The organism is Amycolatopsis bartoniae (assembly GCF_014191255.1).
Classification (GTDB): domain Bacteria; phylum Actinomycetota; class Actinomycetes; order Mycobacteriales; family Pseudonocardiaceae; genus Amycolatopsis_E; species Amycolatopsis_E bartoniae.
This window is the reverse complement of record NZ_JACHWH010000001.1, coordinates 2,426,704-2,450,565: the sequence shown is the minus strand read 5'-3', so window position 1 is coordinate 2,450,565 and position 23,862 is coordinate 2,426,704. Positions and strand designations below refer to the sequence as shown.

At 70.3% G+C, this 23,862-nt stretch carries 23 protein-coding genes and 3 tRNA genes; 18 read left to right on the top strand and 8 right to left on the bottom strand.

Annotated elements, in window-relative coordinates; translation table 11 throughout:
• The first annotated feature begins 42 nt into the window (after positions 1 to 42).
• Positions 43 to 1,650 carry an ABC transporter ATP-binding protein gene (locus FHX82_RS11570; RefSeq protein ID WP_145935946.1) on the top strand — a complete coding sequence of 536 codons (1,608 nt, stop codon included), beginning with the start codon at positions 43 to 45 and terminating at the stop codon, positions 1,648 to 1,650.
• A complete protein-coding gene (locus FHX82_RS11565) occupies positions 1,647 to 3,332 on the top strand; it encodes an ABC transporter ATP-binding protein (RefSeq protein WP_145935947.1) in 1,686 nt (561 codons plus the stop codon). Before FHX82_RS11570 ends, FHX82_RS11565 begins: the two co-directional genes overlap by 4 nt.
• Here the strand turns inward: FHX82_RS11565 and FHX82_RS11560 are convergent.
• The gene (locus FHX82_RS11560; RefSeq protein WP_145935948.1) at positions 3,298 to 3,729 is read right to left on the bottom strand and encodes an acyl-CoA thioesterase; all 432 of its coding nucleotides are present in this window, start codon (positions 3,727 to 3,729) and stop codon (positions 3,298 to 3,300) included. The genes FHX82_RS11565 and FHX82_RS11560 overlap by 35 nt on opposite strands.
• Positions 3,723 to 4,994, bottom strand: a complete 1,272-nt coding sequence (locus FHX82_RS11555) for a hydroxyacid-oxoacid transhydrogenase (protein ID WP_229880737.1) — start codon at positions 4,992 to 4,994, stop codon at positions 3,723 to 3,725. Before FHX82_RS11555 ends, FHX82_RS11560 begins: the two co-directional genes overlap by 7 nt.
• 130 nt (positions 4,995 to 5,124) lie before the next feature.
• Between FHX82_RS11555 and FHX82_RS11550 the strand changes: the two genes are divergently transcribed.
• The 6 genes from FHX82_RS11550 to FHX82_RS11525 all read left to right on the top strand — a co-directional run bounded on the left by FHX82_RS11550 (position 5,125) and on the right by FHX82_RS11525 (position 13,099).
• Positions 5,125 to 6,741: a thiamine pyrophosphate-binding protein gene (locus tag FHX82_RS11550; RefSeq protein WP_145935949.1), complete on the top strand. Its 1,617-nt coding sequence runs from the start codon at positions 5,125 to 5,127 to the stop codon at positions 6,739 to 6,741.
• A gap of 171 nt (positions 6,742 to 6,912) precedes the next feature.
• Positions 6,913 to 7,794 carry an acyl-CoA desaturase gene (locus FHX82_RS11545; protein WP_145935968.1) on the top strand — a complete coding sequence of 294 codons (882 nt, stop codon included), beginning with the start codon at positions 6,913 to 6,915 and terminating at the stop codon, positions 7,792 to 7,794.
• Positions 7,795 to 7,954: 160 nt separating this feature from the next.
• Positions 7,955 to 8,158 carry a cold-shock protein gene (locus tag FHX82_RS11540; RefSeq protein WP_145935950.1) on the top strand — a complete coding sequence of 68 codons (204 nt, stop codon included), beginning with the start codon at positions 7,955 to 7,957 and terminating at the stop codon, positions 8,156 to 8,158.
• A 213-nt stretch (positions 8,159 to 8,371) separates the two neighbouring features.
• Positions 8,372 to 9,760: a GlnX family signal transduction membrane protein gene (locus tag FHX82_RS11535; protein ID WP_145935951.1), complete on the top strand. Its 1,389-nt coding sequence runs from the start codon at positions 8,372 to 8,374 to the stop codon at positions 9,758 to 9,760.
• Complete coding sequence (locus tag FHX82_RS11530; RefSeq protein ID WP_229880735.1) at positions 9,757 to 10,716, top strand: glutamate ABC transporter substrate-binding protein; 960 nt, start codon at positions 9,757 to 9,759, stop codon at positions 10,714 to 10,716. Before FHX82_RS11535 ends, FHX82_RS11530 begins: the two co-directional genes overlap by 4 nt.
• A gap of 7 nt (positions 10,717 to 10,723) precedes the next feature.
• Positions 10,724 to 13,099, top strand: a complete 2,376-nt coding sequence (locus tag FHX82_RS11525) for a serine/threonine-protein kinase (RefSeq protein ID WP_145935952.1) — start codon at positions 10,724 to 10,726, stop codon at positions 13,097 to 13,099.
• A 30-nt stretch (positions 13,100 to 13,129) separates the two neighbouring features.
• Here FHX82_RS11525 and FHX82_RS11520 read toward each other — a convergent pair whose 3' ends face one another.
• Complete coding sequence (locus FHX82_RS11520; RefSeq protein ID WP_145935953.1) at positions 13,130 to 13,693, bottom strand: PaaI family thioesterase; 564 nt, start codon at positions 13,691 to 13,693, stop codon at positions 13,130 to 13,132.
• A gap of 161 nt (positions 13,694 to 13,854) precedes the next feature.
• Here FHX82_RS11520 and FHX82_RS11515 point away from each other — a divergent pair, with 161 nt between their 5' ends.
• Both FHX82_RS11515 and FHX82_RS11510 read left to right on the top strand, forming a co-directional pair.
• Positions 13,855 to 15,210: an MFS transporter gene (locus tag FHX82_RS11515; protein ID WP_183176558.1), complete on the top strand. Its 1,356-nt coding sequence runs from the start codon at positions 13,855 to 13,857 to the stop codon at positions 15,208 to 15,210.
• 153 nt (positions 15,211 to 15,363) lie between these two features.
• Positions 15,364 to 15,531 carry a hypothetical protein gene (locus FHX82_RS11510; protein ID WP_183176600.1) on the top strand — a complete coding sequence of 56 codons (168 nt, stop codon included), beginning with the start codon at positions 15,364 to 15,366 and terminating at the stop codon, positions 15,529 to 15,531.
• Positions 15,532 to 15,594: 63 nt separating this feature from the next.
• Here FHX82_RS11510 and FHX82_RS11505 read toward each other — a convergent pair whose 3' ends face one another.
• Entirely contained in the window at positions 15,595 to 16,794 is a 1,200-nt protein-coding gene (locus FHX82_RS11505) for a L,D-transpeptidase (RefSeq protein WP_183176557.1), read from the bottom strand.
• A gap of 383 nt (positions 16,795 to 17,177) precedes the next feature.
• On the opposite strand from FHX82_RS11505, the gene FHX82_RS11500 reads away from it, so the two are divergent.
• On the top strand, positions 17,178 to 17,381 hold the full coding sequence (locus tag FHX82_RS11500) for a cold-shock protein (protein WP_027941311.1): 204 nt from the start codon (positions 17,178 to 17,180) through the stop codon (positions 17,379 to 17,381).
• A gap of 111 nt (positions 17,382 to 17,492) precedes the next feature.
• On the opposite strand, the gene FHX82_RS11495 is transcribed toward FHX82_RS11500, so the two are convergent.
• Positions 17,493 to 17,912, bottom strand: a complete 420-nt coding sequence (locus tag FHX82_RS11495) for a hypothetical protein (protein WP_145935954.1) — start codon at positions 17,910 to 17,912, stop codon at positions 17,493 to 17,495.
• Positions 17,913 to 18,456: 544 nt separating this feature from the next.
• Here FHX82_RS11495 and FHX82_RS11490 point away from each other — a divergent pair.
• The 6 genes from FHX82_RS11490 (at position 18,457) to FHX82_RS11465 (ending at position 20,371) form a co-directional block, all read left to right on the top strand.
• The gene (locus FHX82_RS11490) at positions 18,457 to 18,696 is read left to right on the top strand and encodes a hypothetical protein (protein ID WP_145935955.1); all 240 of its coding nucleotides are present in this window, start codon (positions 18,457 to 18,459) and stop codon (positions 18,694 to 18,696) included.
• A 204-nt stretch (positions 18,697 to 18,900) separates the two neighbouring features.
• A tRNA-Glu gene (locus tag FHX82_RS11485) sits at positions 18,901 to 18,973 on the top strand.
• A 13-nt stretch (positions 18,974 to 18,986) separates the two neighbouring features.
• Positions 18,987 to 19,060, top strand: a tRNA-Asp gene (locus tag FHX82_RS11480).
• A 31-nt stretch (positions 19,061 to 19,091) separates the two neighbouring features.
• Positions 19,092 to 19,165: transfer RNA gene (locus FHX82_RS11475), tRNA-Phe, on the top strand.
• A gap of 101 nt (positions 19,166 to 19,266) precedes the next feature.
• Positions 19,267 to 19,707, top strand: coding sequence for a nucleotidyltransferase family protein (locus FHX82_RS36905; protein WP_229880730.1), 441 nt, complete (start codon positions 19,267 to 19,269; stop codon positions 19,705 to 19,707).
• 103 nt (positions 19,708 to 19,810) lie between these two features.
• Positions 19,811 to 20,371 (top strand): GrpB family protein, encoded by a 561-nt coding sequence (locus FHX82_RS11465; RefSeq protein ID WP_145935956.1) that lies wholly within the window; start codon positions 19,811 to 19,813, stop codon positions 20,369 to 20,371.
• A gap of 49 nt (positions 20,372 to 20,420) precedes the next feature.
• Here the strand turns inward: FHX82_RS11465 and FHX82_RS11460 are convergent, their stop codons facing one another.
• From FHX82_RS11460 to FHX82_RS11450, 3 genes are all read right to left on the bottom strand, one after another.
• Positions 20,421 to 21,728, bottom strand: a complete 1,308-nt coding sequence (locus tag FHX82_RS11460; RefSeq protein ID WP_183176556.1) for a glycoside hydrolase family 28 protein — start codon at positions 21,726 to 21,728, stop codon at positions 20,421 to 20,423.
• Between the two features lie 68 nt (positions 21,729 to 21,796).
• On the bottom strand, positions 21,797 to 22,183 hold the full coding sequence (locus FHX82_RS11455; RefSeq protein ID WP_145935958.1) for a hypothetical protein: 387 nt from the start codon (positions 22,181 to 22,183) through the stop codon (positions 21,797 to 21,799).
• Positions 22,180 to 22,746: a hypothetical protein gene (locus tag FHX82_RS11450; RefSeq protein WP_145935959.1), complete on the bottom strand. Its 567-nt coding sequence runs from the start codon at positions 22,744 to 22,746 to the stop codon at positions 22,180 to 22,182. The genes FHX82_RS11455 and FHX82_RS11450 overlap by 4 nt, the downstream gene beginning before the upstream one ends.
• Before the next feature lie 411 nt (positions 22,747 to 23,157).
• Here FHX82_RS11450 and FHX82_RS11445 point away from each other — a divergent pair, with 411 nt between their 5' ends.
• A complete protein-coding gene (locus tag FHX82_RS11445) occupies positions 23,158 to 23,772 on the top strand; it encodes a TetR/AcrR family transcriptional regulator (protein ID WP_145935960.1) in 615 nt (204 codons plus the stop codon).
• The last annotated feature ends 90 nt before the right edge of the window (positions 23,773 to 23,862 follow it).

Genomic DNA, 23,862 nt, shown 5'->3' with positions numbered 1-23,862 from the left:
GTGCCTACCGCGTCCGGCCCGGGTAGGGCAAGGAGGTTCCACATGACGGGCGATCCGCTGCTGGTCACGGCGACCCGGCTCGTGTGGGTCCGCGCCCTGTTCATCGTGGTCGTCACCGCCGTGGCCACCGCGGCCGGGCTCCTGCTGCCGTCGGCACTGGCGCAGGCGGTGGACGCCGCCGTCTCGGGCCGCGCGAGCCTGCTGCCGGTCGTCGCCGTGCTGGCTCTGGGCGTGACCGGAATCCTCGCCGAGGTGCTCGGCGGGGTCCTGACCACCAGCGTGACCAGCACGTCGACGGCGTGGCTGCGTCGGAAGCTCGCGGACCGGCTGCTCGCGCTGGGCCTGCGCTCGCCGTTCGACGAGGGCGACGCGCTGAGCCGGCTCACCGGCGACTGCTACAGCGCCGGCGCGATCGTCTCGATCGTCGTGCAGCTGGGCTCCTCGGTCGTGCTCAGCACCGGCGCGGTGGTGCTGCTCGGGCTGCTGGACTGGCGGCTCGCGCTCGTGTTCCTCGGCAGCGTGCCGCTGGCGCTGCTCACCGCCCGCGCACACCTGCGGCACACCGCCGACGACGTCCTCACCTACCAGCAGGTCTCCGGCAGGCTGTCGGCGCGGCTGCTGGACGCCGTCCGCGGGCTGCGCACGATCGCCGCGTCGGGCACCGCCGACCGGGAGGCCGACCGCGTGCTGCGGCCGCTGCCGGAGCTGGCCGCGGCCGGGCGCGGGATGTGGCGGACGCAGGCCCGGATGGTGTGGCGCGCGGCCCTGCTGCTGCCCGCGGTGGAGCTGGCCGTGCTGATCGCCGCCGGGTTCGGCGTCCTCGCCGGGCGGCTGACGATCGGACAGGTGCTCGCCGCGCTCGGTTACGTCACGCTGGGCATGAGCCTCGTGCGCCAGATTCCGTTGCTGACCACGCTTTCCCGCGCGCGCTCCTGCGCGCGGCGGATCGCCGAGGTGCTCGACGCGCCCGCGCCGGAGCCCGGTGTCCTCGACGCGCCGGAGGGGGACGGCGTGCTCGAATTCGACGGACTGCGCATCCCCGGCGGGAGCCTGGTCGCCGTCGTCGGCCGCTCGGGGGCGGGAAAGTCCACTTTGGCCGCCCGGCTCGGCGGACTGGCGCCCGGCGACGTCCGCCTCGACGGCCGTCCGGTCGGGGAGATCTCGAACGCGCGGGCACTGGTCGGTTACGCGTTCGAACGTCCGGCTCTGATCGGTGCCACCGTCGCCGACGCCGTCGCGTTCGGCACGTCGGCGCCCCGGCGCGCCGTGCGGGCCGCTTGCCGGCAGGCGCAGGTGCACGACCTCGTCGTCCGTCTGCCCGACGGGTACGAGACCCCGCTCGCCGAGGCGCCGCTGTCCGGTGGGGAGGCGCAGCGGCTCGGGCTCGCCCGCGCGTTCGTCCGCCGCCCGCGCGTGCTGGTGCTCGACGACGCCACCGCGAGCCTGGACACCGTCACGGAGTCGCTTGTGGACAGTGCGGTCCAGGAGTCCGGCAGCACGAGGATCGTGGTGACCCGTCGCGCGGCGACCGCGGCGCGGGCGGATCTGGTGCTCTGGCTGGAAAACGGCCGGATCCGGGAGGCGGACCGGCACGACGTGCTGTGGCGGGAGCCCGCGTACCGCGCCGTGTTCACCGAGGAGGCGGCGTGAAGCTGTACTGGCGTGCGCTGGGCGCGCAGTGGCGGGGCGGCCTGGTGCTCGCTGTGTGCTCGGTCGCCGAGGGGCTGCCCGCGTTCAGCTCCGGACGGCTGGTGCAACAGGCGATGGACGACGGGTTCGGTGCGGGACGCCCGGCGCGCGGCGTCGTGTGGCTGCTCGTCTTCGGTGCGCTGGCCCTGTTCGGCGCGCTGGGTTCGCGCGTGGTGTGGCGGCAGCTGGGCACGCTCGTCGAACCCGTGCGCGACGCGCTGGTCACCGCCGTCGTGCGCGGGGTGCTGCACAACCCGCCGCGCCGCAACGGTTTCGACGCCGGGGCGGTCGCCCGCATCACCCAGCACATCGAGGTGATCCGGGACGCGACCGCGGGCCTGCTGGTGCAGGCACGCGCGATGCTGGTGACCACGGGCGGCGCGTTGATCGGCCTGTTCACGGTCGCCGGGCCGCTCGCGTGGGTCGTCGCCGCGCCGGTCGGCGGCTCGCTGCTCCTGTTCGCCTGCCTGCTGCCCGCGCTCGCCCGCCGCCAGCGCGCGGTGACCCTCGCCGACGAGACCACCGCCGAGCGGGCAGGCACCGCGCTGGCCGGCATGCGGGACGTGGTCGCGTGCGGGGCGGAGGCCGAGGTCGGGCGGGACCTGCACGACGCGATCGGCCACCAAGCCCGCTCTGCGATGCGGCTGGCCAGGATGAGCGCCGCCCGCACCGCGGTGATCGCGCTCGGCGGCTTCCTCCCGCTGCTGTTCGCCCTCGCCGCCGGGCCAGGGCTCGTCGCGTCCGGCCGGCTCAGCGCCGGTGCGGCCCTGGGCTCGCTGGTGTACCTCGCCACCAGCCTGCAGCCCGCCGTGCACAACCTCGGCGCCACGTCGAGCAGCGTCATGTTGCGGCTGCTCGTGGCCCTGCGCCGGGTCGCCGAGACGACGGTGCTGCCGCCGCCGCGCGGTGGTGAGCGGGAACCCGTCGACGCGACCGTGGAAGCCCGCGCCCTGACCTTCGGCTGGGGCGCGAACGCCGAGCCGATCGTGCGGGACCTGGACCTGCGACTGGTGCCCGGCGACCACCTCGCGGTCGTCGGCCCGAGCGGTATCGGCAAGTCGACACTCGCGGCGTTGCTGACCGGGATGGTGCGGCCGCAGTCGGGCGAGGTCCTGGTCGGCGGTGTCCCGGTCGGCGAACTGCGGCCCGCGGCGCTGCACCGGCTGGTGGCCCTGGTACCGCAGGAGACGTACCTGTTCGCCGGCACCGTGCGGGAGAACCTGGCCCTGTTCGCGCCCGGCAGCACCGACGACGAGCTGCTCGCCGCGGTGTCCGCCGTGGGCGCGGAGGACGTGGTGACGCGACTCGGCGGTCTGGACGCCGAACTCGGTGCCACGTCCGCGGGTGAGGCGCAGCTCCTCGCGCTGGCCCGCGTGTACGCGAGCCCCGCGCGGGTGGTGATCCTCGACGAGGCGGCGTCGAGCCTCGACGCCGCGGCCGAGGCCCGCGCGGAACGCGCCTTCGCCGAGCGGGGCGGCGTGCTGGTGGTGATCGCGCATCGGCTCTCGTCGGCCCTGCGCGCCGACCGGGTGCTGGTCATGGACGGCCAGGCGACCCTGCTGGGCCGCCACGACGACCTGCTCGCCGCCTCGCCCCGCTACGCCGCGCTCATGCGGGCGTGGACGGATCCGGTGGCGGCCTGAGCGCTTCCAGGCAGTCCCGCAGCTTCCCCTCGACCGGCACCGGACGCCGGGTCTCCCGGTCGACGAACACGTGCACGAAGTGCCCCTCCGCGACGAGCGTTTCCCCGTGGCGGATGCCGATCTCGTACCGCACGCTCGACGTGCCCAGGTGCCCGACGCGCAGGCCCACCGACAGGACGTCGGGGAACGCGACCGACGCGTGGTAGTTGCAGTGCGACTCGACGCACAGGCCGATCACCGGGCTCGTCTCGACGTCCAGCCCGCCGCGCTCGATGAGCCACGTGTTGATCACCGTGTCCATCAGCGAGTAGTGCACGACGTTGTTGACGTGCCCGTAGACGTCGTTGTCCTTCCAGCGGGTCGGCACCCGCTGCCAGTGCGCGTACTCGTTCACCACAGGCTCACCGAGCGGCGCAGGATGCCGGCGAGGTCGTCCTCGGTGGGCGTGCGCGGCGCGGTGGCGAGCAGCCGTTGCTGCTTGACCGTGCCCTCGACGAGGGAGTCCACATCGGACTCCGAGTACCCGACGGCGCCGATCCCGTTCGGAATGCCGATGCGCTCCATCAGCCGCCGCAACACGGTGGGCAGGTAGTCCGCGTCGTCGTGCGGGCGCTCGACCTCGGGTCCGAGCAGCTGCGCGACCTTCAGGTGCCGCTCCGGGGCGGCGTCGAACGTGAACCGGAACGCCTCGGGCGCGGTGAGCGACACCGCCATGCCGTGCGGCACCAGCGGCTCCTCCGGCGGGTAGCCGTCGGGCACGAAGTCGCGCACCTGCCCGGCGATCGGGTACGCGTTGGCGTGCGGGATGTGCACGCCGGCGTTGCCGAACCCCATCCCGGCGAAGGTCGCCGCGAGCGACAGGTTCTCCCGTGCGTGCAGGTCCTCGCCGTTCGCCACGGCCGCGGGCAGCGAGTCGCGCAGCAGCACGAGCGCGCGCTCGGCGAACATGTCGGCGATCGGGTTCGCGCCGCAGTACGGCACGCGCTCCTCGGGCTTCTTGCGCTCGAAGTCGGTGTACGCCTTGGCCGTGTAGCTCTCCGCGGCGTGGCACAGGATGTCCATCCCGCTGGCCGCGGTGACCAGCGACGGCTGGCTCGCGGTCAGCCGCGGGTCGACGACCGCGAGCGTCGGGCGCAGCCGCAGGTGGCTGATGCCGGTCTTGACCTTGAGCGACAGCACGTCGAGCACGCACACCGTGGTGCTCTCCGAACCGGTGCCGGTGGTGGTGGGCACCGCGACCAGTGGCTTCAGCGGCGCGCTCGGGGCGCGGCCGCCGCCGACGGGCGGGTTGACGTAGTCCATCAACTCGCCCTCGTTGCTGGTCAGCAGGTTGACCGCCTTCGCGGTGTCGATGGTCGACCCGCCGCCGACGGCGACGAACGCGTCCCACGGCCCCGTGCCGCGCGCGTGGTCGACGGCCTTGGCCATGCTGACGTCGGTGGGCTCGACGTGCACCCCGTCGAAGACCTCCGCGTGCAGGCCGTACCCCTGGAGGCCCTCGGCGATGCGGGCGGGCCAGCCGGTGGCGGCGACCCCCGGGTCGGTGAGCACGAGGACCCGGCGCGCGCCGGCCTGGGTGAGGTCGTACCCGATCTCTTCGCAGGCACCGGCGCCGTACTTCAGCGCGGGTGCCCCGTAGGTGAAGACGGTCTCGTTCGGCACAGCACGACTCTAAGCCCTGCTGGGGTTCTACTCAGAGGTGATCGGAACGCCCTTGCCCTCACTTGACCGGGTTAATGAACGCTGATTACCTTGATCCATCACGTATCAACAAGGGTGGACCGTGGCGCGGATGGCGGTCCGGGTGCTGAGCGACGCGGGGGTACAGCGCGCGTACACCGTGCCCGCCGACTCGTTCCTCGACCTGCTCGACGTACTGCAGTTCGAGTCCCCGCTGACCCTGGTCAACGCCAGGCAGGAGACCGCGGCCGCGTTCATGGCCGAGGCCGAGGGCAAGCTCCGCGAGATACCCGCGGTGCTGCTCGGCGCGCGGGGCGCGGGCGTGGTGCACCTGCTCTCCGGCGTGCGGAACGCCGCGCAGGACGAGTCCCCGCTGGTCGTGCTGCTGGCCGACCGGCCGTCGGTGAACCTGACCGGTGACGACGCCGACGACTTCGACCCGCTCGAACTGTTCCGCCCGTTCGTGAAGTGGAGCGCCCGCGCCGAGGTCGCCGCCGAGGTGCCCGGGTTGCTCGCGGAGGCGCTGGGCGAGGTCCAGCGCGGTCGCCGGGGGCCCGCCGTGCTCGCGGTGCCGGACGACTTCTGGATCGCGCCCTACGGCGGCCCGGTGCCCCAGATCCCCGTACAACCCGACCGCACGGGTGCGCTGTTGCGCTCCGCGGACGAGGTCGCCGGGTTGGTCGCCGACGCCCGGTATCCGGTGGTGATCGCCGGAGCCGGCGTCCGCGCGGCGCGGGACGAGCTGGTCGCCGTGGCCGAGCAGCTGGGCCTGTCGGTCTACAACGCGTTCCGCAGGCAGGACGCGTTCCCGGAGAACCACGCGCGTTACGCCGGGCATCTCGGGCTCGGCATCCCCGCCCGCCAGCTCGACGCGCTCGACCGCGCCGACCTGGTGCTCGCGATCGGCACGCGGCTGGACGAGGTCACCACGCAGAACTTCCGCTACCCCTTGCCGGGCCAGACCCTCGTGGTGATCGGCACCGGGCTGACGCCGACGCGCCGGCGTGGGCTGACCTTCCGGATCGAGTGCGAGATCGGCCCGTTCCTGCGGGAGCTGAGCGCCGTCGCCATCCCGCGGACGCGCCGCAGCTCGGCCGCCAACGCGGCCACGCACACGTTCATGACCCCGCCGGACACGCGTGACAGCGCGTACGTGCACCCGGCCGAGGTGGTGCGGGCGGTGCGCAAGACCGTGCCCGAGGACACGATCGTGACCAGCGACTCCAGCAAGTTCGCCGGGTTCGTGCACCGCTACTGGTGCTTCACCGCGCCGCACACGCAGCTCGGCCCGGCCGACCGGGGAACGGGCTACGCCGTGCCCGCGGCGGTGGCCGCGAAGCTCACCGAGCCGAAGCGGTGCGTGGTCGCGATGACCGGGGACGGCGGCCTGCTGAGCACGGGGCAGGAGCTGGAGACCGCGGTGCGCTACCGGGCGGCGGTGATCATCGTGGTGAGCCAGAACGGGCTGTACGGCGAGCTGGCGATGCACCAGGCCCGGGCGCACGGCAGGCTGTCCGGCGTCGCGCTGGAGCACGTGGACTTCGCGGCCTGGGCCCGGTCACTCGGTGCTGTCGGCTACACCATCGAGTCACCCGAACAGCTGGAACCGACGCTCGCGCGGGCGTTGCGGCACCAGCGGCCGAGCCTGCTGGACGTGCGCACCGATCCCGATGTCATCGACCCCGACGTCCGGCTCAGCGCGCTGTTCCGGGCCGACCGTTCCACCTGACCCGGTTGTGGGATCCGTGTGTGCCGGCCCCGCCGCTCCCTCGCGTTTTGCCGTGAACTCGCGTACCGTCGGAATTCCTTGGTATTCCTCGAATTCTGAAATTGGTATTGCTGTATGGTGACGGAAACCCCTGTCCGTAAACCGAAACCCATCCTTTCCGGCTTGCGCTCGATGCCCGAGCACGTCCTGGTGACGGTGTTCGTCCTGCTGCCGCTGGTCGCACTGGCCGCGGCGGTGCCGTTCGCCTGGGGCTGGGGGCTGAGCTGGCTCGACATCGGCCTCGGGGCGTTCTTCTTCGTGGTGTCCGGGCTCGGCGTGACCGCCGGGTACCACCGCCACTTCACGCACGGCTCGTTCAAGGCGCGGCGTCCACTGCGGATCGCTCTGGCCATCGCGGGCAACCTGTCCGCGCAGGGCCCCGCCATCACGTGGGTCGCCGACCACCGGCGGCACCACGCGTTCTCCGACCGGGCGGGCGACCCGCACTCACCTTGGCTGTTCGGCACCGGAGCGAGCGCGCTGGCGAAGGGCTTCTGGCACGCGCACATGGGGTGGCTGTTCAAGCGGGACGTGACCAACGCCGAGCGGTTCGCTCCCGACCTGCTCGCCGACCGCGACATCCGAACGGTCGATCGGCTGTTCCCCGTCTGGGTGGCCGCGACGTTCCTGCTGCCGGCGATCGCGGGCGGCCTCATCACCTGGTCGGTGTGGGGTGGGTTCACTGCCTTCTTCTGGGCCGGTTTCGTCCGGGTCGCGCTGCTGCACCACGTGACGTGGTCGGTCAACTCGATCTGCCACATGATCGGCGAACGACCGTTCGCCAGTCGCGACAAGGCGGCGAACTTCTGGCCGCTGGCGATCTTCTCCTTCGGGGAGGCGTGGCACAACCTGCACCACGCCGACCCGACGTGCGCCCGGCACGGCGTCCAACGTGGGCAGATCGACATCACGGCACGGCTGATTTGGATCTTCGAGAAGCTCGGCTGGGCCTCGCAGGTCCGCTGGCCGACGCCCCAGCGGCTACACAGACTGGCGCTCGAGCCAGATCTGTGATTAACTGGTCGTGGTCTCAAGCTTTTGTGTTCGTGTTAGCCCACGCTCGCAAGACTTAGCGGGCGTAGTGGTTTCCCTCTCGGGAGAGCAAACCGCCTCGCATTGACCCGGAGCACCGCAGCGGTGCTTCGCTTGTTTGCTGTATTTGGAGAAATTTTTTATGGTTCAGGGCACTGTGAAGTGGTTCAACTCCGAGAAGGGGTTCGGCTTCATCACCCCCGACAACGGTGGCGGCGACGTGTTCGTGCACTACTCGGAGATCCAGGGCAACGGTTTCCGTAGCCTCGAGGAGAACGCGCGCGTCGAGTTCGAGATCGGCCAGGGCCAGAAGGGCCCGCAGGCCACCTCGGTCAGCCTCATCTGACACAGGCTTCGAAGTGAGCCCCCGCCTCCTCGCGAGGCGGGGGCTTCTTTGTGCCCGTGTCATCCGGGTGCTTCCGGCTCGCCGAGGCCAACGCCAAGACACGTTCCCATAACGTCGGCGGAAATCCCGGGCGCCGCCCGGACTCGATGGTGGACGCTTCGGCCACTCGGATACCTTCATGCGCGTGGGTCACCGGGCGAGGGGTGGATTTTGATGACGAGTACCGCGGTGCGGCCGGGGGCGCCGAGCGGGCCCGTACCGGAACCTCCCGCGCCCGGATCGCCGTCGGCCGAACGCGGCGGCTTCGCCGGACTGCTCGACCTGCCCGTCGCCGCCGCGCGCGGGCTGATGCGCTCCGTGCGCACCAGCCCGGGGCGGCTCACCGTGATCGGCGTGGGGCTGGTGGTGCTGGTCCTGGTCTTCGGGCTCGTCGGCACGTTCGCCGCGCTGGGCAAGAAGGACACGATCAATGACCTGATCGACCACCGCGAGCCGCTGACGGCCGCGTCGCAGGAGGTGTACCGCTCGCTGTCCGACGCGGACGCCACGTCGGCCAACGCGTTCCTCGTGATCGGCGCCGAACCGGCCGAGCTGCGCAACAGGTACGACCTGGACATCGCCCGCGCCGGAGCCGCGCTCGCCAAGGCCGCTTCGGACGCCGAGGGCGTCGCGGACGCCACCGGCAAGGTGGACGTGATCAGCCGCAACCTGCCCGTCTACACCGGAGTCATCGAGCGGGCGCGGGCGAACAACCTGCAGGGCTTCCCGGTCGGCGCGTCCTACCTACGTGAGGCGTCGAACCTCATGCGCACGACGATCCTGCCCGCCGCCGCGGACCTCTACAACATCGACACCGCCCGGCTGAACGCGGAGCAGGACGACGCCGCCGGCTTCCCGTGGTTCAGCACGATCCTGCTGCTCGCGGTGCTCGGCGCGCTCGTCGCCACCCAGGTGTACCTCACGCGGCGGACCAACCGGCTGCTCAACATCGGGCTGGTCGTCGCGTCCGGCGCGATGGTGCTCGTCCTGCTGTGGGGGCTGGTCGCGCTGATCGTGCAGAGCGTGCTCGTCGGCAGCGGCCGCGAGGACGGCAGCCACCCCGCCGACGTCCTGGTCCACGCGCGCACCGCCGCGGTGCAGGCCCGCGCGGACGAGATGATGACGCTCGTCGCGCGCGGTGACGGCACCGCCTACCAGCAGGACTACGAGCACCTCGCCCCCATGTTCACCGGAATGCTCAAGGAGGCGCAGGGCCTGTTGACCGGCCCGGCCGCCCAGCAGGTGAACACCGCGCTGACCAGTGCGAACACCTGGCTGACCGCGCACAAGGACATCCGCGCGCAGGACGACAGCGGCGACTACACCGACGCGGTGCGCAAGGCCGTCGACACGAGCGCGGCGGACAGCGCCGCCACCGCGTTCGGCAAGCTCGACCAGGCACTGGTCACGGCCATCGACGCGGCCCGCCAGAACTTCCTGGACGACACGCGGGGCGCCGACCGGGCGCTGACCCTGCTGGCGCCCGGCGTGGCGGTGCTGTCCGTGGTCGCGGCCGCGGGTGTGACGATCGGGATCCGCGATCGGCTGAGGGAGTACCGGTGACCAAGAGGAAGACGCTCGCCGCCCTGTGCGCGGCGGTCGCGTTGCTGGCCGCGGGCTGCGGCAGCGCGGGCACGCCCGTCGACCCCGCCCCGGTGGGTGCCGTGCAGCCACCGCTGCCGGCGAACGTCGGCGGCGCGGACCCGGCGGCCGCGGGGTCCAGCGCGGCCAACTGCGACACGCGCAGCCTCTCGCCGAGCTCGGGCATCCCGTCCGGCTCGACGATGGCCGCCATCCGCTCGCGCGGCAGGCTGATCGCCGGTGTGGACCAGACCACGTTCCTGTTCGGGTTCCTCAACCCCGCCAACGGCAACCTAGAGGGCTTCGACATCGACATGGTCAAGCAGATCGCGTCGGCGATCTTCGGCTCGTGGGAGGGGCACGTGCAGTGGACGGCGATCCCGTCGTCCCAGCGGGAGAGCGTGCTGCGCGACCACAAGGTCGACATCGTCGTGCGCACCTACAGCATCACGTGCGCGCGGCTGAAGGACGTCGACTTCTCGGCCACCTACTACCAGGCGGGCCAGCGCGTGCTCGCCGCCCGCAACTCCGGCATCACGGGCATGTCCGACCTCGGCGGCAGGAAGGTGTGTGCCACCCGCAGCTCCACCTCGCTGGCCGCGATCCAGGACGCGCCGGCGAAACCGACCCCGGTGTCGGTGAACAACTGGTCCGACTGCCTGGTGCTGTTGCAGCAGGGCCAGGTCGACGCGATCTCCACCGACGACGTGATCCTCGCCGGCATGGCCAAGCAGGACCCGAACCTGGAGGTCGTCGGCGACCGGTTCACCACGGAGAACTACGGCGTCGGCATCCCGAAGGGCGAGGACGACATGGTCAGGTTCGTCAACTCGGTGCTGGAGAACGTCCGCCACAACGGGGTCTGGCAGCAGACCTACGACACGTGGATCGCGCCCGTGCTCGGACCAGCCGGCCCGCCGTCCGTTTCGTACCAGTGAGGGGATCATGCCCGACCACGAGCCCATCTCCGGCCGGCTCGACGAATCCCCGGCCGAGTCGACCCAGTTCATCCGCCCGGTCCAGCCGCAGCAGCAGCCGCAGCTGACGAGCGTGCTGGCCTCGCCGGCGCCGACCACCAGCATCCGCCCGCCGGCGCCGGTGGAGGAGTCCGGCGGCACCGGCCCGCAGTTGCCGGACCCGGGCACCGAGAGCGTGCTGCCCGAGACGTCCAGCGGCAGGCACACCGGTTCCGGTTCCGGCCCGGGCACCGGCCCCGGCACGGGCTCGGGTGCGTTCCCCGGCACGTCGCGGCGCACCGGACGGCGTTCCTCGCGGCGGGGCCGGCTCGGTCTCGGCCTGGTCGAGGTGCCGCCGGTGCCGTACCGCGACCCGACGTCCGCCGTGCTCACCAACCCGGTGGTGTCGGAGGAGAAGCGCTACTGCGGCAACTGCTCGGCGAAGGTCGGGCGCGGTGACGCCGGCCCCGAAGGCGTGTGCCCGAACTGCGGCACGCCCTACTCGTTCGTGCCGAAGCTGCGCCACGGCGACCTCGTCGGCGGGCAGTACGAGGTGCTCGGCGCGCTGGCGTACGGCGGTCTGGGCTGGATCTACCTGGCGCAGGACCACAACGTCAACGACCGCTGGGTCGTCCTCAAAGGACTGATCGACGCCGGCGACGCCACGGCGACGGCCGCGGCGGTCAACGAGACGCGGTTCCTGGCCGAGGTCGAGCACCCGAACATCGTCAAGATCTACAACTTCGTGCAGCACCCGGATCCGCAGACCGGGCACTCCGTCGGCTACATCGTGATGGAGTACGTGGGCGGCCAGTCGCTGCGGCAGCTCGCGCTCGCGCACTACCGCAGGGTGGGGCGGCCGGAGCCGCTGCCGATCGCGCAGGTCATCGCGTACGGCCTGGAGATCCTGCCCGCGCTCGGCTACCTGCACAGCCAGAACCTGCTGTACTGCGACCTCAAGCCCGACAACGTGATCCAGACGCACGAGCAGCTCAAGCTGATCGACCTGGGCGCGGTGCGGCGCACCGACGACTACTCCAGCCCGCTGTTCTTCACCACCGGGTACAGCGCGCCGGAGCTGGCCACGTACGGCGCGTCGGTGGCGTCGGACCTGTACACGGTGGGCCGCACGCTCGCCGTGCTGAGCTTCGAGTTCAACGGGTACACCACGAAGTACAAGGACACCCTGCCGAGTCCGGACGAGGTGCCGCTGTTCAAGCTCTTCGGGTCGTACTACCGGTTCCTCAAGCGCGCGACGCACCGCGACCCGGACCGGCGGTTCATCACGGCCGAGGACATGGCCGACCAGCTGGCGGGCGTGCTGCGCGAGATCATGGCGCTAGGCACCGGAAAAGCCCGGCCCGGAGTGTCCACTGTGTTCGGTCCGGAGACCAACACGTTCGGCGTGGACATCGTGGTGCCGGAGCCGGGGCAGCCGGTGGCGCTGCCGAAGGGCGAGGACGTCGTGGGCGGGTTGCCGATCCCGCAGGTCGACACCAGCGACCCGGCGGCGGGTGTGCTGGCCACGACCACGGCGGTGGACCCGAAGGGCGCGATCGACGCCCTGATCGGCGCGCCGAGGGAGTCGATCGAGGTGCGGCTGCGGATCGTCCGGGCGCGCATCGAGCTGGGCGAGCTGGCGGAGGCGAACAGGCAGCTGCAGGCCGCGCAGTACCTGGCGATCCGGGCGGGTTATCCGCACGACTGGCGCATCGACTGGCATCGCGGGCTGATCGAGCTGGCGGGCGGGCGTCAGCGGGTCGCGCAGGTCGCCTTCGAGGCCGTGTACGACGACCTGCCCGGCGAGATCGCCCCGAAGCTGGCGCTCGCGGTGAGCGCCGAGGGCGTCGGGGACTATTTCGCGGCGTCGAGGCTGTACGAGCTGGTGTGGCGCACGGACCGCAGTTACGTGAGCGCGGCCTTCGGCCTGGCCCGCGTGTACCTGGCGCAGGGCGCACGGGCGAGCGCGATCGAGGTGCTGGAGTCGGTGCCGTCGTCGTCGACGCACTACGTGGCGGCCCAGGTGGCGGCCATAAAGATCAAGACCAGGGCGGCGGGCAACAGCACGGTGTCGGAGGCGGACCTGGCCGACGCGGGTGCGAGGCTGGAACGCCTGACCCTGGACGCGGAACGCCGCACGAGCCTCTCGGCGGAGGTCCTGGAGGCGGCGTTCGAGTGGGTGCGCAATGCCCCGCCGGAACACCGCAGCAGCGCAAGGATCCTGGGCCACCCACTGTCCGAACGCGACATCCGGCTGGGGCTGGAACGGTGCTACCGCGCCCTGGCAAGGCTGGCCCACACCCAGGAGGACAGGATCGCCTTGGTGGACAAGGCGAACGCCATCAGGCCGAGAACGTTGACGTAGCGGGAAAGCCCGGCGATGCGCCGGGTTCTCCTACGGATTGATCCGCCCCTGGGTCTCCCGGAACTTCGCCATCGCGTCCGGATCCCCGTGCTTCGTGAAGTGCTCGAACCCCACCTCGACGAACAACGCCCGGGCCCGCAACGCCACCGGCCCGTCCTCGGCGTCCAGCCGCCCTTCGGCGCTCGCGTACAGCTTGCGTCCGGCCACACCGTCCACCTTGGCCGTGATGAACAGCGTGGAGCCGACCGGCACCGGGCGCAGGAAGTCGGTCTCCAGTTTGCCCGTCACCGCGGGCCGGCGCAGCAGGTTGCCGACCGTCGAGCCGAGCGCCTCGTCGAAAGCGCACGCCAGCAGCCCGCCGTGGGCGAGGCCGGGCGCGCCCTGGTGCGCCTCGGTCACCGTGAACTGCGAGTGGACCAACGCGTGCTCGCCCATGGTGGACCGCATGTGCAGCCCGCCTTCCACCTCGCCGCAGCCGAAGCACTGGTCGTAGTGCATGTCGAGCTTCGTGCCGGGCGGGGGCGCGTCGGGGTGCGGGGCCGGCGCCTCGGTCTCGACGGGCGGCCAGGGGGTGGACCTGCGTGCCTCGCTCATCCGACCAAAGTAGCTCGCCGCACCGGGATTTTCCCCGCGAACCCGCGCTCGAAGAGACAAGGACCACGAGACGCGCGAAAATCACTACCTGACACGAGGATGCCACTAAGGTCGCAACCTTGACCGCTGGTACGGAACTGCTGATGAGGAGGTCGGGGCGCATGGCGGAAACGGCGACTCAGCAATCGGAAATCGACCAGAGAACCGTCAGACGGGCCGTAATCGCGTCCGCGATGGGTAACGCCACGGAATGGTACGACTACGGTGTGTTCACGTCGGGCGCCATTGCCACGGCCATCGGCACCGTTTTCTTTCCCGGCGAGGGCAACGCGGTACTGAAGTCGCTCGCACTGGTCGCGATCGGCTTCGTGGTGCGACCTTTCGGTGGCGCGTTCTTCGGCCCACTGGGAGACAAGATCGGCCGCCAGAAGGTGCTGGCCATCACGATCCTGCTGATGTCCGGCTGCACCTTCCTGGTCGGCTGCCTGCCCACCTACGCGGGCGGTTACGCGATCGGCATCGGGGCCCCGATCCTGGTGCTGCTGCTCCGCCTGATCCAGGGCTTCTCGACGGGCGGTGAGTACGGCGGCGCGGCGACGTTCATCGCCGAGTACGCGCCCACCAGGCGCCGGGGTTTCTTCGGCAGCTTCCTGGAGTTCGGCACGCTGTCCGGGTACGTGCTCGGCAACATCGTGGTGCTCGCCGTGACGCTGTCGTTCACCTCGGAACAGGTGTCGAGCTGGGCGTGGCGAATCCCGTTCTTCGTCGCGCTGCCGCTCGGCCTGGTGGGGCTCTACCTGCGCACGAAGCTGGAGGACACGCCGGAGTTCCGCCGGCTGGAGAAGGCGGGCGAGAAGGCCGAGAAGGCGCCGCTGAGGGAGACCCTGACCCGCAACTGGCGGATGATCCTCAACCTCATCGGCATCGTGCTGCTGCTGAACATCGCGGACTACATGCTGCTGACCACGATGCCGACGTACTTCACCGACACGTTGAAGATCAACGACAACACGTCGACGGTGATCATCATCTGCGTGGAGCTGGTGCAGATGGCGCTGATCGCCCCGCTGGGCGCGTTGTCCGACCGGATCGGCCGGAAACCGCTGCTGCTCACCGCGGCCATCGGGTACATCGTGCTGAGCTACCCGTCGATCAAGCTGATGCAGAGCGGCAGCACGGCGCTGCTGGTGGTCGGCTTCGGCATCGTCGCGCTGCTGCTGGTGCTGATGCTCGCGGTGATCGGCTCGACGTTCCCGGCGATGTTCCCGACGCGCGTTCGCTACGGTTCGTTCGCCATCGGTTACAACGTGTCCACGTCGCTCTTCGGCGGCACGTGCGGTGTCATCGTCACGGCGCTGATCCACGGCACCGGCAACGAGGACTGGCCGGCGTTCTACCTGATGATCGCCGCCGCGATCGCGCTCGTGCCGATCATGCGGATCCCGGAGACCGCCCGCGTGCCGATGGCCCGCATCGAGGTGCAGTCCGCTCCGGCGGACGGGCTGCGCACCGCCTGAGGGTTCCGGAACAGGGCCGCGCTCTCCTCGTGGGGGCGCGGCCCTTTCGTTCCTCGTTCACCGACTACCCGGTATCTCAGGGCAACCTGGCGTTGAGTCGTGATCTCGACCACGGCAAGATGGTGGCACCGCAGAAGCAGGAGAGGGCGGCACATGATCGACCCGAGGGACCCGTCCGGCGTGGCGGAGGCCGCGAGGCTGCTGGACGACATGACCCAGCAGCTGACCCCGGTGCCCGCACTCCTCGACGAGGAGACGCGCACCGAACGCATCGGGCACCCCCAGGCTGCCGAGGACAACCTCGACGGCCACGTGCTCTAGGCGTCGGCCGCCGGTGCGGTCGACGACCTCCGGCGAGCGGCCCTGCCGCTCGTAGAACACCGGTCAAGCGCTCAGCGCGGACAGCTTGGACCAGTCGGCCCAGGAGTAGGTCCAGTCCGAGTAGTCGCCGTCCTTCGGGGACAGCTGTTGCGTGCTGCCGGTGATCTCCACGGGGTCGCCCGTCAGCACGCCGTCGTAGTACTCCTTCGCGCGGGCCGGCGAGAGGTTCAGACAGCCGTGCGAGATGTTCTTCTTGCCCTGCGCCCAAACCGATGCCGCCAGGCCGTGGATGAACTCGCCGTTGTTGGAGATCCGCACCGCCCACGGCACGTTCACGTCGGTGTAGTTGTAGCGCGGGTTGCTCATCGAGTACGTCGGGTACTTCTCCATCACCACGTGCGTCCCGCTGTGCGTGACGCGGCCGGGGTCGGAGTCGAGGCCGTAGCTCACCGGGTAGTCGGCGATCTGCTTGCCGTCGCGGATCACCTGCATGCGGTGGGTCCGGGTGTCGCCCTTGACGATCTGCGAGCGGCCGATCGTGAACGACGCGGAGACGTCCTGCTTGCCGTAGACGCCGTCGCCGATCTTGACGCCGTAGATCTTCGCGGTGACGGTCACCTTCGTGCCCGGCTGGTAGTACTCCTTGGGGCGCCAGTGCACCTGCGTGTCCGACAGCCACGCCCACGAGCCCTCGGTCTTCGGCGTGGTCTCGACGGTAAGCGCTTTCTCCGCGGCGGCCTTGTCGGTCACCTTGCTGCTGAACGTGAGCGCGATCGGCATCGCGATGCCGTAGGTCTTCGCGTCCCCGACGTTGAGGGTGCCCGAGACCTGCCGCTTCGGCGTGACGGTGGTGAACTGCCCGGACAGCGGAACGGTCTTGCCATCGGCTCCGGTCGCGGTGCCGGACCAGGTGTAGGTCTTGCCGTAGCCGAGCGCCTCGGTGCTGGTCCAGCTCCGCTTGTCCGCGGCGAGCTGGCCCGCCACCTGCTTTCCGTCGGGATTGGTGAGGGCCACCGACTGCAGCTGCCCGTCGGCGACGGTCACCTTCGCCGGGTCGCCGGGCGCGACGTTCTGCGCACCCGCGGCGGGCTGGGTGGTGAGTTTCGCCGGCGAGACCTCGGATGCGCTCCCGCTGCCCCCGGCGGCCGGAGCCGGCGCGCTGGGCGCCGGATCCCCCGTGCAGGCGCTGAGCCCGAGCGTGGCGGCCAAGCCGAGCGCCACGAGTGTGGCGGGCAGACGACGTGCGTTCCTGAGTGCTTTCACCGGTGGTTGCCCCTTCTCCCCTTTTGCCTGAACAGACGCCGCTCGGGCGACCAGCGTTGACGTCCGATCGGGTGATCACGGTCACGCGGGATGATCTTTCGGGCAGATGATCAGCCTAACGGGTTTCCGGGGCTTGCCCGGATCACACCGTTGCGACGTTCCGGTGACATCCGGGAACGCTGTGGAAGGGGCTTTCGCTTTCGCCAGATCCCGGTACCCTTCCCTCTAGGCCGTCGTTTTGCGTGTTAGTGGCTTCACACTCGCGGAACTTCTGACGCGAGCCATGAGCCGAACACGCTCTTCGCTCGTCTCGTTGGAACCGCCCGGGGCGGCCCGGGTGCCGCTGCGGTGGTGCTCGATGCGAAGTAACAAGGAGTAAAGCGGTGGCGCAAGGCACTGTGAAGTGGTTCAACGCTGAGAAGGGCTTCGGCTTCATCGCCCAGGACGGCGGCGAGGGCGATGTGTTCGTGCACTACTCGGAGATCGATGGGCGCGGTTTCCGCACGCTCGAAGAGAACCAGCGGGTTGAGTTCGAGGTCGGGCAGGGCCAGAAGGGCCCGCAGGCCCAGAAGGTGCGCGTCATCTGACGCTTCCTGCATGAACGTGCCAAGCCCCCGGCGGTCTTCCGCCGGGGGCTTGTTCTGTGTGGGTCGGGTTTTTCCGTAGCCGGTCGGGGGTTCCGGCGCCGGGGGCGGGGATCAGGCCCAGGGCTGCTTGTCGAAGAAGTGCTGGTCGGTGTTGGCGGTTCCGGTGTGGTCGGCGAACTGGCGCCGCTGGCTGGAGGCCGACTGGGCTTCCCAGGACAGGCGTTCGAGGACCCATTCGCGGGCCAGCGCCTGCGGCGAGGTGCCGCGCTCCTCGGCGAGGTCGCGCAGCTGGGAGCTGGCGACCAGGTTCATGCGGAGCTGGTACACCTGGGCTTCGCCGAAGCGCTTGCCGGTCCCGGTGCTTTCCGGGCCCGCTGTCTCGGGGGCCAGGGCGGCGAGGTAGCTGGTGAGCTCGTGGTCCTCGACCGCGCCTTCGGCCTCCTTGGTCGGCGAGTTCCGGTGCCGTCCGGGGACGACGGCCTTCAGATCGGTCCGCGTGTTGCCGCGGCGTCCTAACGATGGAAGAGGCACCCGGCCACAATAACGTTTAGATCACGCAACCCTAGCGACTGTGACCCAAGACACACGGTTCTTTGGGCTCCGCTACTCCAACCAGGGGGTGCGTCCACCCACACGCCGCAACCGCAGTGAAGCCATGCGTAATCCCCGCAGCTCACCGGGGACTCGTCAGCAATTTTCCCACTGCTCCGCGCTCCTGCTGGTCTCACCTGGGCGGCGGGAAAAGGGACACGGCGAAACCGCTTCGCGGTGAGCAGGAATGGAGTGGCCCCCGCGCCAGGGGGAGGAACGCGGGGGCCGGAGGGGATCTCCACAGGCGCTGACCGGGGGTGTGTCAGCAAGTCAATTGTTGCATGAGTGGGGCCGCGTTCGCGAGTGCTGAGGCCGAAAAAGTCGGGTGGAACGTCATCCGGCCGTTGCTGCCCGTTCACCTGGCTTCGTGGCTCTGCGTGGGCGTTTCCGACGGCGAGGTTCACTCTGCGGGGGGCTGTGGCGCCCTGATCTCTCTGGCTAGCCTCGCGGCCAAGTTGCTAGTGGCAAGCGTTTTGGAGGAGCTATGAGCGGGTCTGTGGAAGTGCGACAGTTCCTCCTTCGGTACGAAGGCGGTGACGCGGCCGGCGGGGTCCCTTCGCAGCGGGGCGGTCAGGCCGACGCACCGAGGGTTTCCGACGACCAGGTCCGGCGGGCGCGGTTGGCGGTGGCGGCGGGCGCGCTCGACGCCGAGGACTGCGCGCAGTTGTTGGACATGCTCGGCCTGATCCCGGACGAGGACGGCCAGATCCCGGCCCAGCGGTAGCCGAAAGTGACCGGCGCCACTTCTTGCTGCGAGGGTGGATATCGCCGGTCACGAGGTCTCAGCGGCTACTGTTTTCGCAGGTGAAGGCCGGTTTTAGGCGTTAAGGGATACCGGGTTGGAGGCGGGTTCGGGCGTACCCTATGCTTGTAATCGCTCCCGGGGGGACCTGGAAGCGCGGTCGGTCGGTCAGCCGAAACCGGCCGAGCTCCCATCGTCCAGCGGCCTAGGACTCCGCCCTTTCAAGGCGGCAACGCGGGTTCGAATCCCGTTGGGAGTACGCAGTACAGCAAGGCCCTGTGGCGCAGTTGGTTAGCGCGTCGCCCTGTCACGGCGAAGGTCGCGGGTTCGAGTCCCGTCAGGGTCGCAATAGCGTCTGGCACGTCGCCGGCGTTTCCGGCCAGGTAGCTCAGTTGGTACGAGCGTCCGCCTGAAAAGCGGAAGGTCGCCGGTTCGACCCCGGCCCTGGCCACTTTCACGAGAACCGCTCTGACACAGTTCAGGGCGGTTTTTCTGTCGGTACCCCCCGTTACGCTGTCGCTCGACCGGCTGGGGAGGTCCGATGAGCGTGTGGTGGCGCGGCTTCCGGTGGAGCAGCAGCTCGCCGCGTTCCGGGAGGTTCTCGGTCGCAACGAGACCTTGGTCGAGGTGCTGAACCGTGCGGCCGCGCTCGGCCTGCCGGGCTGGTACTTGACAGCGGGGTGCCTGTTCCAGACGGTCTGGAACGTGGTCACCGGCCGGGCGTCGGCGCAGGGCATCAGGGACTACGACGTCTTCTACTACGACGGCTCCGACCTGGGGTGGGCCGCCGAGGACGAGGTCATTCGCAGGGGTCGCACGCTGTTCGGTGACCTGCCGGTGGAGATCCGCAACGAAGCCCGGGTCCACCTGTGGTACGAGGACCACTTCGGCGTGCCGTGCCCGCCGTACCCCTCCTCGGAGGCGGCGATCGACTCGTTCGCCGCCACCACCTGCTGCCTCGGCGTCCGCCTGGAGCCCGCGCAGTGTGTATGAGACCAAGACCCGGCGGTGGCGAGCGCAGTGGCCGGAGCTCACCGTGCTGCCGTGGCCCTGAAATGCCTTTGCGTACCAGCCGTCCGCGCGCCAGAGTCGAGGCATGCCACTCGACGACGACCAGCTCTCCGTCAAGCTGGTGCACGGGTTGCGGCCCGGGAAGGTCACCATCGCCGACTACGACCCGGCGTGGCCGGGGCGGTACGAGCGTCGCGCGGCGGAGCTTCGTGCCGTGTTGGGTGAGCGCGCCCGGCTCGTCGAGCACATCGGCTCCACCTCCGTGCCCGGGCTGGCCGCGAAGCCGATCATCGACATCGTCCTGGGGATCGACGATCCGGATGACGAACCCGCCTACCTGCCGGACCTCGAAGCGGTGGGTTACGACGTGCGGGTCCGCGAGCCCGGGCACCGCTGCCTCCGTGCCGGCGAACCCGACGAGCCGGTGAACCTGCACTGCTACCCGCCGGACGACGTCGAGGTGCGCAGATACCTCGCGTTCCGGGACCGGCTGCGCGCAAGCGACGAGGACCGCGACCGCTACGCGGCGCTCAAACGCGAGCTGGCGCAGCGCGAGTGGCGCGACGTCAACTACTACGCCGAGGCGAAACGCCCGTTGATCTTCGAGATCCTCGCCCACGCGGGCTGGACGGAAGACTCGCTCTAGCCAAGCCCCAGGTCGGCGAGCTTCTCGCGCACCTGCTCATCCAGTCCTGTCAGGTGCGCACCGCCACCCCGCCGGGATGGGCGGCCTGCCCGCGGAAACCTTCGAGTCGCAGGCCGGTCACGTCCTCCGCCACCAGGGCGTTCGAGTAGTAGTCCGGTGGGTTCGGGCCCCACGCCACACTGCAGTCGCGCACCAGCACGTCGTCCGCCGCGGAGAGGTGGAAGCCCGGCGTGTCGTGTGGTTGCAGGGCGGGCCGCACAGTCGTCGGGCGGTTGTCGTAGACGCCGCCCGGGAAGGTCGTCCACTTCGTGAGCGTCAGGTGCACGTCCCGCAGCGTGATGTCGCGCGGCCTGCTCTGCGCGCTCCCGTCGACGCGCAGGCTGTTCTCGCTCGTGCCCGTCAGCCGTTCCAACCGGATTCCGCTCACCACGCCGATCGCGCCGCCGTCCGCGCGTGGGAACGCCGTCACCGACACCGCCTCCCCGTGCCCCCACCACGGATCGCTGAACAGGCGGCTTTCAAACAGGATGTCCCGGAACACCACGTTCCGGACGTCGCCCGCGTCGCGGAGCATGATGCTGCACGCGCGGTTGCTGCTGCGCACCACACAGCGCTCGAACAGCACGTCGAGCACGTCAGCCGTGGTCTCGGTGCCGATCTTGAGCGCCGAGTCCTGCGTGGTCAGCTCGCAGTCGTGCACGTGGACCCCGCGGGTGACGCCGAAGTCACGGCCGGCCGGGTTCGCCGACGCCTTCACCACCACCGAGTCGTCGCCAGTCCGCAGGACGCAGCCGCGCACCTCGACGTCCCGTGAGCGGTCGATGTCGACGCCGTCGCAGTTGGGCACCTGCAGGTCGTTCGCGACGGTCAGGTGATCGACCAGCACGTGCTCGCAACCCCACAGGTGCAGGCCCCAGTGCGGCGCGTCGCCGAAGGTGATGTCCCGGACGGTGACGCCGGTGCAGGCACGCAGTTCAAAGATCTTCGGCCGCCACGACGCGGGGGTGTAGATCCACGGGCCGAGGCCGGACGGGTCGTTCCACGCCGTCATGAAGTCGTGCGAGCGCCCGTCGATCCGGCCACCGCCGCTGACCGTCACGTTCCGGGCACCGTCGGCGGCGATCAGCGCCGCTTCGGCGTAGTGCGCGCGGTCGAGGCTCGCCTGGAGGACCGCGGTCTCCTCCAGGTGCAGCTCGACGTTGCTGCGCAAGTAGATCGTGCCGAGGCGGTACGTGCGCGGGCCGGGCACGACGACGCGCCCGCCGCCCGCCGCGGCGCAGGCGTCGATCGCCGCCTGCAGAGCGGCGGTGTCATCGGCGTAGCCGTCACCGACGGCACCGTGGTCTCGAACGTTCACCTCACGAGTGTGCCCGAAAAAAGCGGACCCCCGGCCGAGTAGCCGGGGGTCCACTGTGGACAATTCACTCAGTCGCGGAGGAGTTCGTTGAAGAACGTGCGGTAGCGTTGCAGCGCCAGCCGCAGGTCCTCCGTCGCCACCTCTTCTCCTTGCTGCCACTGGGTTTCCAGCTCGCGCTTGTGCTCGGCGAACGTGGCGGCCAGTGCCTGCATCACCTCGGCCACCAGCTGGTCGGCCTCCTGCACCGTCGAACGCGGGTCGTCGACGAACGCGGTCTGCAGCGACTGCCACCGGCCGCGGAACTGCTCCACCTCGTCCTGGCCGAACAGCTGCACCCGGTCTTCCACGGCCCGCGAAGACTCCTCCGCCCGGGAAGGCTGTTCCTCGGCCGGCTGCTCGTCGGTCTGCTTCGGCGCTACGAGGTCTTCCGTGCTCAGGCGTTCTTCCGTGGTCATCGGCGCTCCCCTTCCGAACGGTGGGCGTGCTCCGGCTTGCCGAGCAGGTCGTCGAACACGGTGCGGTAGTTGACCAGCGCCTGCCGCAGCTCCTCGGTGTCCGCGGTGCTCTCCTCGTGCCCGTGCAGGGTCTGCCGAGCGGTGCGGTAGTGCTCGAGCGTGCGGGCGTGCTCCACGGACAGGTCGCTCTCCTGCTGCGCGGGGTCGCCGTCGGCCGGATAGCCGCGGTCGGCCATCACCTGCGTCAGCAGCCGGTCGGCCTCGGCGATCGCCTCGCCGGGCTGGTCGACGAACTGCTCCTGGATCCTCGACCACCGCGCCCGGTACTGCTCGCGCGCTTCGTCGGACAGCGGGCGGATGTCGAGCTTCTGGTGCCGCCGCTCGCGGTTCGCCAGCTCGCGCTCGGCCTCACGCCGGCTCGAACTGTCCTCCACCGCGCGGTCGTACTCCGGCCCGAACCGCTCGCGCAGGTGCCGCCGCTTCTGCGACTGCACCAGGAACGCGACCAGGCCCAGCACCACGACCACGACGACCACGATGACGATGATCATCGTTGGGGACATCGCAATTTCTCCTTGTGTGAAACGTGGTCCCCCCGGACGCTAGGACGGATCGGCCCGGGCCGGGAACGGGAAACCCCGCGCCTGAGGTGAATCGATCAAGGGAGCGCTTTCCGCAGGAGCGGGTTGAGCCGTTCGGCCGAGTCACTCCCGCGGGTGCACCCAGAGCCGATCGAGCTGGGCATCGTGCACCGGCTGTTCGGGCAGGCGCGCTCGGCCGCGGGCGAACCGCAGTACGAGGTGACCACCTGCGCGCTGACTCCGGGGGTGGTGTGCACGCTGAGTCTCCAGTGGACTGTCTTCGGAAAGCGCTTTCTCGACTCGCCGGAACGGCGGGAAGCGAAGGGGCCGAGTTGTCGATCTTTCCGGCACAGTGGACAGGCCCGATTTGCGCGCTACCGATAAAGTGGCCTGATGGCTGGCGTTAAGCGGCGCACCCAGGCGGAGCGGCGGGCGGCCACCCGCACCGCGCTGCTGGAGGCGACCGTCGAGTGCCTCGTCGAGTACGGCTATTCCAACGTCACCGCCGCGCAGATCGCCGCGCGCGCCGGTGTGACACGGGGCGCCCAGGCGCACTACTTCGCCACCAAGGCGGAGCTCGTGGTCGCCGGGCTGGAGCACGCCACCGGCCGCGTCCTGACGGAGTTCCGCGCCGAGCCGCCGCACCGGCCCACCGAGGCGGAAACCGTGATGGCACTGGTGGACCGGCTGTGGGCGATGCACGACAGCAAGCCGTTCCTCGCGGTGCTGGAGCTGTGGCTGGGCAGCCGCACCGATCCCGAGCTGCGCCGGCACGTCACGCGCTTCAACCGGCTCCTCACCACGGGAATCGGCGAGATCGTCAACGAGGTCGTGCCCGATTTCCTCAGCAGGCCGCGGGGTACGGCGGTGCTGCTCACCGCGCTCGCGGCCATCCGCGGGGTGCTGCTGATGAGCTTCGTGTCGAGCGGCCGGACGACGGGGACTTTGTGGACGGTCACCCGCGGTGAGGTCGAACAGGCGGTGGCTGACGCGATCGGGCGGTCCTGACCCTCCCGAGTGGACAGTACATACGTGCGCGCCGGTATATTTCTGCGCAGTTCTGCGTGACCGGAGCGCGCAGGGGGCGTTCCGGTCACG

Excerpts from the sequence above, each read along its gene's own strand:
- FHX82_RS11540 (WP_145935950.1), top strand. The coding sequence starts at position 7,955 with ATGGTTCAGGGCACTGTGAAGTGGTTCAACTCCGAGAAGGGGTTCGGC.
- FHX82_RS11515 (WP_183176558.1), top strand. The coding sequence starts at position 13,855 with ATGGCGGAAACGGCGACTCAGCAATCGGAAATCGACCAGAGAACCGTC.
- FHX82_RS11520 (WP_145935953.1), bottom strand. The coding sequence starts at position 13,693 with ATGAGCGAGGCACGCAGGTCCACCCCCTGGCCGCCCGTCGAGACCGAG.
- FHX82_RS11445 (WP_145935960.1), top strand. The coding sequence starts at position 23,158 with ATGGCTGGCGTTAAGCGGCGCACCCAGGCGGAGCGGCGGGCGGCCACC.
- FHX82_RS11550 (WP_145935949.1), top strand. The coding sequence starts at position 5,125 with ATGGCGGTCCGGGTGCTGAGCGACGCGGGGGTACAGCGCGCGTACACC.
- FHX82_RS11510 (WP_183176600.1), top strand. The coding sequence starts at position 15,364 with ATGATCGACCCGAGGGACCCGTCCGGCGTGGCGGAGGCCGCGAGGCTG.
- FHX82_RS11545 (WP_145935968.1), top strand. The coding sequence starts at position 6,913 with ATGCCCGAGCACGTCCTGGTGACGGTGTTCGTCCTGCTGCCGCTGGTC.
- FHX82_RS11455 (WP_145935958.1), bottom strand. The coding sequence starts at position 22,183 with ATGACCACGGAAGAACGCCTGAGCACGGAAGACCTCGTAGCGCCGAAG.
- FHX82_RS11465 (WP_145935956.1), top strand. The coding sequence starts at position 19,811 with ATGCCACTCGACGACGACCAGCTCTCCGTCAAGCTGGTGCACGGGTTG.
- FHX82_RS11525 (WP_145935952.1), top strand. The coding sequence starts at position 10,724 with ATGCCCGACCACGAGCCCATCTCCGGCCGGCTCGACGAATCCCCGGCC.
- FHX82_RS11535 (WP_145935951.1), top strand. The coding sequence starts at position 8,372 with ATGACGAGTACCGCGGTGCGGCCGGGGGCGCCGAGCGGGCCCGTACCG.
- FHX82_RS11490 (WP_145935955.1), top strand. The coding sequence starts at position 18,457 with ATGAGCGGGTCTGTGGAAGTGCGACAGTTCCTCCTTCGGTACGAAGGC.
- FHX82_RS11450 (WP_145935959.1), bottom strand. The coding sequence starts at position 22,746 with ATGTCCCCAACGATGATCATCGTCATCGTGGTCGTCGTGGTCGTGGTG.
- FHX82_RS11570 (WP_145935946.1), top strand. The coding sequence starts at position 43 with ATGACGGGCGATCCGCTGCTGGTCACGGCGACCCGGCTCGTGTGGGTC.